This window comes from Mycobacterium sp. (assembly GCF_040509115.1).
GTDB lineage: Bacteria > Actinomycetota > Actinomycetes > Mycobacteriales > Mycobacteriaceae > Mycobacterium.
On record NZ_JBEVLO010000113.1, the window covers coordinates 1 to 9,911 of the forward strand.

Sequence of the window (9,911 nt, forward strand, 5' to 3'; positions counted from 1 at the left end):
GAGCATGACCAAAAAATCAATCGACGACCACAGGAGAATCGACAGTTATGACCGTGCAACGGATAGACGGCTTCAAGCTGCTCAACTTCGCGTCGATGGTGGACGACAACACCATCAAGCAGGCCGAGCAGACGGCGTCGATGCCATTCGTCTACCCGCACGTCGCGCTGATGCCCGATGCACACTTTGGCAAAGGTTCCGCAGTAGGCACGGTCATTCCGACCCGCGACGCGGTGATCCCCGCGGCGGTCGGCGTCGACATCGGGTGCGGCATGATCGCGGTACGCACCGTCCTGACCGCTTCCGACATCGCGGGGCTGGACCTGTCGAAGCTGCGCGAATCCATCGAGTCCGCGATCCCGCTGTCGCCGGGCAACTACAACCGCAGCGTCGACCGCTTCGATTTCACTGCGGCGCGCATCGAACGACTGCAGAACCTCGCCTGGCCGGGCGACGAACTCGACGACCAGACGCACCGCAACGTCGACCTCGAGCACTCCCCGAAGTGGCGCGAGCAACTGGGCTCGCTCGGCGGTGGAAACCACTTCATCGAGCTGTGCCTCGACGAACTCGACCGAGTGTGGATGTTCCTGCACTCGGGTTCCCGCGGCGTCGGCAACAAGATTGCCCTGCGTCACATCAAGATCGCTCAGAAGCTGTGTGAGCGTTGGTGGATCGACCTACCCAACCCCGACCTGGCCTACCTGCCGCAAGGGACGCCTGAGTTCGCCGCCTACATTCGCGAGCTCAACTGGGCCCAGCAGTTCGCGCTCGAAAACCGTGCCGAGATGATGGACCGCTTCCGGCGTGCTGTGGCGCACTGGGCCGGCGGCGGCCCGGCCGAGGCGATCGAGGCCGAGCGCATCAACACCCATCACAACTACACGCGCAAGGAGCGGCACGGCGACGTAGACGTTTGGCTGACCCGCAAGGGGGCCATCGACGCCCACGAAGGCGTCCGTGGCCTCATCCCCGGGTCCATGGGCACCCGCTCTTACGTCGTCACCGGCAAGGGGAACCCGGCCGGCCTGTGCTCTGCACCGCATGGCGCCGGCCGCCGGTTCTCACGAAACGAAGCCAAGAAGCGGTATACCGAGGCTGACCTCGCGGCACGAATGGAGGGAATTGAGTATCGGCATGGCAAGGAGTGGATCGACGAGATCCCGGACGCGTACAAGGACATTGACCTCGTGATGGCCGACGCCGCGGAGCTCGTGTCCGTTGACGCGGTGTTGCGCCAGGTGATGAACGTCAAGGGCACCTGACAACCCGAGTTACCGGAAGGACGACATGAGCCCACGACTTGTGTGGACAGCGACTTGCGAAGTGCGTCAGACGACTAAGGAGTTCGACGGCTCACTGAGCGTCGAGGACCTTGGCGAAGCCGCCCGTGCTGAAGGCTGGGAACTACCCGTCTACGGCGGCATGTTCTGCAGCCGATGCGCCCGCGCCGTCCACATCCTCGCACGCCGCTAGCGACGCGAACCGTCCTCCACCAAACGGGCGACAACTTCGCGCTCTGCCAAGCCGAGAAGCAGGCTAGTCGCTGCCATCGCAATGAGTATCGCGTTCGTCTCGGAAAGGTGCCCAGGTTCCGCCCAGTGAGCAATGGCGCCCCGCGACGGCATCGGCGGCAACGGCTCCTGCGACCTCGGATCCCAGTTTACGCACAGCGAGTGCAGAGGCCGCATCGCGCGACTGACACGAAAATCGTTCTCCGCAATAGCTTTTCGCAGCTTCTTTGCAACCACCGCCGTGCGTACGTTCGAGTAATTGATCTTCTTCTCGCTCGTTCGTCGCAGTGCAGCGTCGATGACGCTAATGCCGAGCGCACACGCCGAAGCCACGTAACCGGCTTCCAGCACGTCAACAACCTCCCTGAGCAACGCGGGAAGCGTTGCGAGCGACTCAGGAAGCGGATCGTCATCCTCGACGTCAAGTGCATCGCGACAGTCGGACAGAATGAGACTCTTGCTGCTCAGGACGATGTCGAGCCGGGCATCCCGATTCTCAGCGGCGATCAGTTGGTCGACTATCCGCGCCCGAGGCACGAATGCGAGCGGGATACCCTCGACCGTTACGTCCCAGGCCCTGTCTGGATCAACACCGTTGGACCAGTTCGGAACCCAGCGGCGCATGAACTCAGCCACCCGCCCGACCTTCTCGGCAATCGGTGTCAACTGCAAGATGGCGTCGGATACTTCCTGCATTGCAGGCGTAACCACCTCGGCAAACGACTGAATTGCTGGCCTAATCTGCTGGTACATCTGCTCGCGCACCCTAGCGAGAGACGCCGCCAACGTGGCCTGCGCAGCATCGTCCAAGTCTTCCCATTTGGGAGCGGCATTCCGACCGGCCCACGCTCGTCCAAGGCTGCACCTCGGTTGATCCACCACGATCAGAAGCCTAGAGGTTGAGAGGACTATCGAGATGGTTTCGGCCAAGGTCAATTACGTTGAGCAACAACCATATCCGTGGCCGGCGGATAGCCGCGAGGACCGCGCCAAACGCGTCGCCAAGCCCAACCGGGACCTCCTGCTCCGCATCGCCGCTGCGAAGACGTGGCGGGGAGCGCTACCGTCTCGACACCCACGGGGCCAGCTTCGGCATCGACTGGCCCGTCCCACGAACCGCACCCGTCGACATCGAAGAACGGGTAACCGCCCGCGACGCCGCCCACTTCGCCGACGTCCCACCCACCACCATCCGCAAATGGGCAGAGCGCGGCCAGATCAGCTCATGCGCGGCGGGAGACGGGTCACCGCGCTACAACATCGGCCAGATCATCGAACACCAGGCGAATCAAAAGCACAGGCGTACATATCAATTGGGTGAACTACTCCTCGCATACCATTGCACAATGCATCGTAGCGCTGTAAAGTTGGTATCATCAACAGCAGAGAGGGGGACGAGTTTGAGAGAAAGCCAACTGGCACCCCCGGTAGCGATAGGCACCCTGATCTTCCAGATCATCGCGGTCATCCAAAACAGGAAGCCAGGACGCGGACAGGGCGTCACCGGAAACGGTGACCCGAGAGGTCCCGGGTGAAGGAGTCACTCGGGGACCCTCGGCATTCCAGACTGTCGTCAACCAGCAAGGAGAACCACATGCAAACCCTGAAAGCCAACTACGACCTCGTCGCCAGCGCCAGCACCGCCGGCGTGTTCCTCATCCTCAACCCCCCATGGCCGCAATGGGCCACGTGGGGCCTAGTCGTCGCCTACCAGATCGGCAACCGCGTAGTCCGCGGCTGGGCGCGATGAGCGACGACGAGCCGCAGCACTTCCTCTCGGTGGGCCAGTTCGCCGAACGCATCGGCGTCACCCAGAGCAGCATGGGTCGCTACAAGCTCCCGCGGCCCGACGCCATCACCGGGCCCGTCAACGACGACGGATCGCTTCCCCGCGGAACCGTCCGAGGTTGGACCGAGGCCACCATCGACGCATGGAACGCGGCTCGCCCAGGACGCGGCGCGAGAACTGACCTGACAAGGCAGTGACGAAATCTGTTGTGCTGCACTCCAACCACTTAAACATTGCAGTGTAGTGATGTATAGTTAAGGCATAAGCAAAGCGGAGATTACTACCAGCCACACCACCCAGATCCTCAAGGCCGCCGGCCTCAACCCCAACGACTGGAACATCGCGGCCGCCACCCGCCACGCCGACCACTGATCGCACACCTCAAGGCCGACCTCGAAGACAGACCGGCCGACTCCGACACCTTCGAGGTGGTCGACTTCCTCCAGCAGAGCGTCCTCGAGAACAGCCCCGAAGCCACCGACGAAGCCTCGAACCCGCTCTGGAACCGCACCGGGGCCAACGAGTTCGCCCACCGGGCGCCCCTATGGACCTGGACCAAGCAGAGCGCCGCAGCCGCCTAACCAGCCGCCGCCGCGCCGGCACTCGCACACACGTGCGACATGTCGCATAGTTGCCGCTGACGAACCCTGCCCGAAACCCGAGACCCCGACCCGAGCCTTTGCAGCACCTACCACCGAGCCGCCACAGGCTCACCCCCAGGCAAGGGACACTAGGTGCCCCGACGCCTCACCTGCGGGCTAGACCCCACAGGCAGCGGCCGCCCGGCTTGGGTGAGCCACGACGCGCAGGTGTGGCGCACGCGTGCACGCGGGGCTTCTTTGTCAGACCTTCCTTGCGGGCCCGAGCTATGGCGGGTGCCCATACGTTGGGACGGAACGGGCAGGCCCGGTCTTCCATGCTTTGGCGATCCGCACTGTCTCCGCGGCCAGATCGACGTGAGTCTTCGCCCGTACTGTCCACGGCGTGCTGTCGCGGAATGCAGCGACTGCCAGATATGCTCTGACCTGGTTGTTCTCTGTGGAGCTAAGGGGAATCGAACCCCTGACCTACTCGATGCGAACGAGTCGCGCTACCAACTGCGCCATAGCCCCTTGTACCGGTAGCAGGCTACCAGTGCCGATGTCGCGGCAGAAAATCCGATCTACTCGCCGGCCGCCCGCGGCAGGTCGTAGTCCCTCGCGAAGGGCGCATAGTCGAGGTGCTCGAAGATCGGATCCTCGTCGTCGATCTCCAGCACCACCGAGCCGGGCCGCCGCAACCGCGAGGGCACGACGTCGAATTCCTGGTCGTGGGTGTTCTCGACCCCGAGGTGCGATCGCATCATTCGCTGCGCCCGCCGACGCCGCACCTGCTCCTCGATCCGCGTCTGACGGCGCAGATAGGCCAGGTAGAGCACGGTGATGCCGCCGATCGAGCCACACGCCCACCACAGCTGCGGCGTCACCAGGTAGGCCGCGACCGCCGAGCCGAGCAACAGCACCGACATCGCCATCAGCATCCGCTTGCGGAACGCGAACTTGCGCGCGCTCACCGCGGCGGCGGTCTTCGATTCGTAGGTCCGACGGCGTTCCTTGGACTTGCTGCCCGCGACGTGCAGGTCGGGGTCCGGTGCCTCTTCCAGTCCCGACGAGTCGTCGACGTAGGCGTACTGGTAGTCGGTGTCGTCCTCCGAGACCGCCTCGAACTCGTCGGTCATGTCGTCGACGTCGCCCTCGAGCCCCGTCTCGGTCTCGGCCTCGGTCTCGATGGGCTCGGGCTCGGGGTGGGAAACCTCGTCGAGGGACTCGACGTCATCGACTTCCTGCAGGTCGTCGATTGTGAACACGGCCGTGTGGTCGCCGAAGTCCAGCGGAAGTTCGGGCTCCCGGTCGAAAGCGGGCCGCGCCGAGGCCCCGACCGGCAGCGCGCCGGAGTCCTCTTCGACGATGTCGACGTCCAGGTACTTGGATTCGGTCTCGACGGTCGCGGCGGCCAGGACGACTGCCTTGCGGGGGGCTGCGACGGGTTCGTCACCGTAGTCGTCGTGCTCGTCCGAGGTCTCGTCGAGGTCGTCGTGCATCGGCTTCCAGTGCGGGTCGCTGTGGTGACCGGCGGCGGGCTTGCGGCGTTTGAGCAGCCGTGCACCGCCCCCGGTATTCAGCACCCGGGTCGCCAACGCGACGTCGCTGGTGCGACGCACGGTGTCCCGCTTGCTGACCAACATCGGAACGAGCACGAAGAGCCAGAGAACAACGAGTGAAATCCACAGGAGGGATTGGGGGATGCTTGGCATGTCGCCGGCTCCTTTCCCCGTAAGGCTAGGTCTGTGACCAGCGCATCCGGGGGCGACGCGCCGGGGTCAATTACACACCTGTAATTCACCCATTACAAGCACATCTGTCCCACATGTCACATCTGCAACACGGTCAAGACCAATTCGCTCGACCCGCGCGCACCAGAGCCGACGTCGCCGAGGTCGACAGCTCCTCGATCGTGACGGCCACCAACAGGTGGTCGCGCCACGCACCGTCAACCTCGAGATAGCGCTTCAGCAGACCCTCTTCGCGAAAACCGGTCTTGGCCAGCACCCTTCGACTCCGCACGTTCTCCGGCCGCACCGTCGCCTCGATCCGATGCAACCCCACCGGCCCGAAGCCGTGGTCCAGACCCATCGCCAACGCCGCCGTCGCCACCCCGCCGCCGTTGCGGTCCTTCGCCACCCAGTACCCGATCCACGCCGAACGCAGAGCGCCGTGCGTGACGTTGCCGATGGTCAGCTGACCGCAGAACTCGCCGTCGAGTTCGATCGCATACGGCAGCATCCGCCCCTTGCGCGCTTCGGCACGAAGACCGGAACAGATCGACGGCCACGACGAAATAGAGTGGCGCACTTCCCAGTCGGCCTCGGCCATCGGCTCCCACGGCTCAAGGTGCGCCTGATCTGCCAACCGGATGCGACTCCACACCGCGCCGTCCCGCAGTCGCACCGGCCGAAGTCGCACCGCACCGGCGGCCACCCGAATGGGCCCGATCGCCGCCGGCCAGCCCGGATGCATCGCTGACGAACGAAAGAGCCCCACCGGAAACGACTCGTCAGCCGCGCTGGGCCAGGAAGGCCACGTCGACGACCTCGCCCGTACGGATCTGCTCCGCCTCACTGGGGACGACGACGAGGCAGTTCGCCTCGGCGAGCGTCGCGAGCAGGTGCGACGACGCACCCGGCGCCCCACCAAGCGCCTGCACCAAATACTCGCCGGTGTCCTGATCGCGCATCAGCTGACCGCGCAGGTAACCCGTGCGTCCGGCCACCGACGTGATCGGCGACAGCGTGCGCGCCTGCACGACACGACGCAACGGCTGCCGCTTGCCCAGCGACATCCTGATCAGCGGACGGACCATCACCTCGAACACCACCAAGGCGCTCACCGGATTGGCGGGCAAGAGGAACACCGGCACGCCGTCGCGCCCCAGCTGACCGAAGCCTTGCACCGACCCGGGGTGCATCGCGATCCGTGCCACCTCCATCTCACCGAGCTCCGACAGCACGGCCCGAACGCTCTCAGCTGCCGTCCCGCCCACCGCGCCCGCGATGACGAGCACCTCGGCACGGTTGATTTGTCCTTCGACGACGTCGCGCAGCGACGTGGACTCGGTGTCGACGATGCCGACCCGACTGACCTCGGCGCCCGCATCCCGCCCCGCAGCGGCCAGCGCATAGGAGTTGACGTCGTACACCTGTCCGTTGCCGGGAGTCCTTGAGACGTCGACCAGTTCGCCGCCCACGCTCATCACCGACAGCCGAGGGCGCGGATGCACCAGCACCCGCTCGCGTCCGACCGCCGCCAGCAGACCTACCTGCGCGGCGCCGATGATGGTTCCGGACCGCACGGCCACGTCACCGGGCTGGACGTCGTCGCCGGTGCGTCGCACGTAGGCGCCAGACCGCACCCCGCGCAGCACCCTGACCCTGGAGTCCCCGCCATCGGTCCACCGCAACGGAAGAACCGCGTCGGCGAGCGTCGGCATCGGTGCGCCCGTCTGAACACGGGCAGCTTGGCGCGGCTGCAGCCTGCTCGGCGTCTTGGCGCCCGCCTCGATCAGCCCAATCACCGGAAGGCTGAGCTCGCGATCGGCGCCGTCGGCCGCGTCGTCATCCTCCCTGCCGGGATCTACGCCAAGGACGTCAACGCTGCGGACGGCGTATCCGTCGATCGCCGCCTGGTCGAACCCGGGAAGCGGCCGCTCGGTCACGACCTCTTCGGCACACATCAGGCCCTGAGCTTCGGCTATTGCCACCCTCACGGGCCTCGGCGCCACCGCGGCGGCGGCCACCCGGGCCTGCTGCTCCTCCACCGAACGCACTCAAGAGCCTTTCTACGATCGCGGGGCCCGCACGGCGCGTCAGTTGGCTGACAGACCCAATCGCTCGACCAGCCAGCGCCTCAGCGCCGGCCCGTAGTCGTCGCGTTCCAAGGCAAAGTCAACCGCAGCCTTGAGGTAGCCGCCGGGATTTCCCAGGTCGTGTCGGGAGCCGCGATGCACGACGACGTGCACGGGGTGGCCTTCTTCGATGAGCAGGGCGATGGCATCGGTCAACTGGATCTCGCCGCCAACGCCGCGCTGCACGCGCCGCAGCGCGTCGAAGATCGCCCGGTCGAGCACGTAGCGTCCGGCCGCGGCGTAGAGCGAAGGGGCATCCTCGGCCTTCGGCTTCTCGACCATGCCCTTGACGCGCAACACGTTTGGATTCGTGGCGTCGGGTACCACCTCGACGTCGAACACGCCGTAGGCACTGATCTCCTCGCGCGTCACCTCGATGGCGCACAACACCGAGCCCCCGCGCTTGGCCCGCACCTTCGACATCGTCTCGAGCACACCGGTGGGTAGCACCAGGTCGTCGGGCAGTAGCACCGCCACGGCGTCCTCGTCGTCCAGCAGCACCGGCTCGACGCACGCGACGGCGTGTCCGAGGCCTAGCGGCTCGTGTTGTACCACCGACTCGACCTTGATGAGCGCGGGTGCCCGCCGCACCTTTTCGAGCATCAGGTGCTTCCCGCGGGCTTCGAGTGTCCCCTCCAAGATGAGGTCTTCGACGAAGTGCGCGACGACGCCGTCCTTGCCCTCGGAGGTGACGATGACGAGCCGCTCGGCGCCTGCCTCCGCCGCTTCGGCGGCCACCAGCTCGATGCCCGGGGTGTCGACGACGGGCAGCAACTCCTTCGGCACGGTCTTCGTCGCAGGCAGGAACCGAGTTCCCAAGCCCGCGGCCGGAACGATCGCGGTACGCGGAATCGGTACTAATGCCCTCGTCGTCATTGTTCACACCATAACGCCATCGCCCGGGCCGCATCCGGCTAAGCCCTCCACTAGTTGCATGGCATCGTGGGCCGTGTGCAACCGACCAAGGCCGAATTGCGCGCCGAGATTCTGGCCTCTCGCCGCGCAGTGCTTGCCGAGGTCCGCGCCGCAGAGACCGCCGCGCTGAGCGGACATCTCGCTGCCATCGCCCGATCTGGCGAGACGCTCTGCGCGTACGCCCCCGTCGGTTCCGAGCCAGGTTCGCTGTCGATGCTCGACGCGGTGCGCGCGCTTGGCGTGACGGTGTTGCTGCCCGTTGCCCGCGAGGACGCGGCCGGTACACCGCTGCCGTTGCGCTGGGGCGAGTACCGGGGAACCCTCGTCGACGCCCGCTTCGGCCTTCGCGAGCCACCCGAGCCGTGGCTGCCGCCCGATGGGATCGCCGGCGCCTCGATCGTCGTGGTCCCCGCCCTCGCGGTGGATCTCGCCGGTGTTCGGCTGGGGCGCGGTGCCGGCTTCTACGACCGCACGCTCGGCCTGGCCGACCCGTCGGCCCGGCTGGTCGCCATGGTTCGCGACGACGAGCTGCGCGATTGGCTGCCTGGTGAGCCACACGACGTCGCGATGACGCACGTCCTGACCCCGACGCAGGGCCTGGTCGGGCTGGGTGGGCGGGGACCGGCGCGCGGGGAATGACGCACCTCGCGTAGCGGTTCTAGCACTTGGGCAAGTAGAGTGCTAACAGATTTTGACTTACTCGGAGGTTTTGGTGCCGACCTATTCCTACGCATGTACTGAGTGCGACAACCGGTTCGACCAGGTGCAGGCCTTCACCGACGATGCGCTGACGACGTGCCCAAAGTGCTCGGGCCGGTTGCGCAAGCTGTTCGGCTCGGTGGGCGTGGTGTTCAAGGGCAGCGGTTTCTACCGCAACGACAGCCGTGACTCCGTCAAGAGTTCTGCGGCCAGCAACTCCACCAGCAGCGAATCCTCGAGCTCGTCGAACTCGGAGAAGTCGGCTGACAAGCCCGCCGAGAAGTCGAAGTCGGCCGACAAGTCCGCGAGCTCGTCCGGCGGCTCTGACAAGTCGAGCTCGTCGTCGTCCTCCGGGTCCGCTGGGAAGTCGAGCAGCTCCCCCGCCGCTGCCTCCAGCTAGCGGTTTATCCACAGGCTGCGGCCGACCCCTGCCGCTCCGTGCGCGGCGTGCCTAGCGTGGACGCATGGGGGAATCACTCAATCCGTCGCTGCCATCGCGCATCGTCGGTGCGCTGCGGCCCGATTGGTCGAGGACGGTAGCCGCCAGACGCGCT

General features: G+C 65.9%; 12 protein-coding genes, 1 tRNA gene and 1 pseudogene. 7 read left to right on the plus strand and 7 right to left on the minus strand.

The features are described from left to right. Positions 1-53 precede the first annotated feature (53 nt). Both ABW137_RS08910 and ABW137_RS08915 read left to right on the plus strand, forming a co-directional pair. Positions 54-1,265 (plus strand): RtcB family protein, encoded by a 1,212-nt coding sequence (locus tag ABW137_RS08910; RefSeq protein ID WP_526398991.1) that lies wholly within the window; start codon positions 54-56, stop codon positions 1,263-1,265. Between the two features lie 61 nt (positions 1,266-1,326). Beyond that, on the plus strand, positions 1,327-1,476 hold the full coding sequence (locus ABW137_RS08915) for a hypothetical protein (RefSeq protein ID WP_526398993.1): 150 nt from the start codon (positions 1,327-1,329) through the stop codon (positions 1,474-1,476). Here ABW137_RS08915 and ABW137_RS08920 read toward each other — a convergent pair. Continuing rightward, positions 1,473-2,279 carry a hypothetical protein gene (locus ABW137_RS08920; RefSeq protein WP_526398995.1) on the minus strand — a complete coding sequence of 269 codons (807 nt, stop codon included), beginning with the start codon at positions 2,277-2,279 and terminating at the stop codon, positions 1,473-1,475. The genes ABW137_RS08915 and ABW137_RS08920 overlap by 4 nt on opposite strands. An 829-nt stretch (positions 2,280-3,108) precedes the next feature. On the opposite strand from ABW137_RS08920, the gene ABW137_RS08925 reads away from it, so the two are divergent. Next, on the plus strand, positions 3,109-3,264 hold the full coding sequence (locus ABW137_RS08925; RefSeq protein WP_526398997.1) for a hypothetical protein: 156 nt from the start codon (positions 3,109-3,111) through the stop codon (positions 3,262-3,264). Further along, the gene (locus tag ABW137_RS08930; protein WP_526398999.1) at positions 3,261-3,500 is read left to right on the plus strand and encodes a hypothetical protein; all 240 of its coding nucleotides are present in this window, start codon (positions 3,261-3,263) and stop codon (positions 3,498-3,500) included. The genes ABW137_RS08925 and ABW137_RS08930 overlap by 4 nt, the downstream gene beginning before the upstream one ends. 57 nt (positions 3,501-3,557) lie before the next feature. Here the strand turns inward: ABW137_RS08930 and ABW137_RS08935 are convergent, their stop codons facing one another. The 6 genes from ABW137_RS08935 to ABW137_RS08960 all read right to left on the minus strand — a co-directional run bounded on the left by ABW137_RS08935 (position 3,558) and on the right by ABW137_RS08960 (position 8,619). Further along, positions 3,558-3,836, minus strand: coding sequence for a hypothetical protein (locus ABW137_RS08935; protein ID WP_526399001.1), 279 nt, complete (start codon positions 3,834-3,836; stop codon positions 3,558-3,560). Positions 3,837-4,342: 506 nt separating this feature from the next. Beyond that, a tRNA-Ala gene (locus tag ABW137_RS08940) sits at positions 4,343-4,415 on the minus strand. Positions 4,416-4,465: 50 nt separating this feature from the next. Next, complete coding sequence (gene sepX, locus ABW137_RS08945) at positions 4,466-5,596, minus strand: divisome protein SepX/GlpR (RefSeq protein WP_526399002.1); 1,131 nt, start codon at positions 5,594-5,596, stop codon at positions 4,466-4,468. Positions 5,597-5,729: 133 nt separating this feature from the next. Then, entirely contained in the window at positions 5,730-6,359 is a 630-nt protein-coding gene (locus tag ABW137_RS08950) for a GNAT family N-acetyltransferase (protein ID WP_526399004.1), read from the minus strand. 37 nt (positions 6,360-6,396) lie between these two features. Next, on the minus strand, positions 6,397-7,665 hold the full coding sequence (glp, locus tag ABW137_RS08955) for a molybdotransferase-like divisome protein Glp (RefSeq protein WP_526399006.1): 1,269 nt from the start codon (positions 7,663-7,665) through the stop codon (positions 6,397-6,399). 39 nt (positions 7,666-7,704) lie between these two features. After that, positions 7,705-8,619 (minus strand): UTP--glucose-1-phosphate uridylyltransferase, encoded by a 915-nt coding sequence (locus ABW137_RS08960; RefSeq protein ID WP_526399008.1) that lies wholly within the window; start codon positions 8,617-8,619, stop codon positions 7,705-7,707. A gap of 75 nt (positions 8,620-8,694) precedes the next feature. Here ABW137_RS08960 and ABW137_RS08965 point away from each other — a divergent pair, with 75 nt between their 5' ends. The 3 genes and pseudogenes from ABW137_RS08965 to ABW137_RS08975 form a co-directional block, all read left to right on the plus strand. Continuing rightward, positions 8,695-9,297, plus strand: coding sequence for a 5-formyltetrahydrofolate cyclo-ligase (locus ABW137_RS08965; protein ID WP_526399009.1), 603 nt, complete (start codon positions 8,695-8,697; stop codon positions 9,295-9,297). Positions 9,298-9,370: 73 nt separating this feature from the next. Continuing rightward, positions 9,371-9,757, plus strand: coding sequence for an FmdB family zinc ribbon protein (locus tag ABW137_RS08970; RefSeq protein ID WP_526399011.1), 387 nt, complete (start codon positions 9,371-9,373; stop codon positions 9,755-9,757). Positions 9,758-9,821: 64 nt separating this feature from the next. Further along, positions 9,822-9,911 (plus strand): annotated as a pseudogene (locus ABW137_RS08975) (SAF domain-containing protein); the annotation flags it as partial.

Bases quoted from the DNA above. Each gene is read 5' to 3' on its own strand.
- ABW137_RS08925 (WP_526398997.1), top strand. From the start codon at position 3,109: ATGCAAACCCTGAAAGCCAACTACGACCTCGTCGCCAGCGCCAGCACC.
- ABW137_RS08930 (WP_526398999.1), top strand. From the start codon at position 3,261: ATGAGCGACGACGAGCCGCAGCACTTCCTCTCGGTGGGCCAGTTCGCC.
- sepX (WP_526399002.1), bottom strand. From the start codon at position 5,596: ATGCCAAGCATCCCCCAATCCCTCCTGTGGATTTCACTCGTTGTTCTC.
- ABW137_RS08950 (WP_526399004.1), bottom strand. From the start codon at position 6,359: ATGCATCCGGGCTGGCCGGCGGCGATCGGGCCCATTCGGGTGGCCGCC.
- ABW137_RS08960 (WP_526399008.1), bottom strand. From the start codon at position 8,619: ATGACGACGAGGGCATTAGTACCGATTCCGCGTACCGCGATCGTTCCG.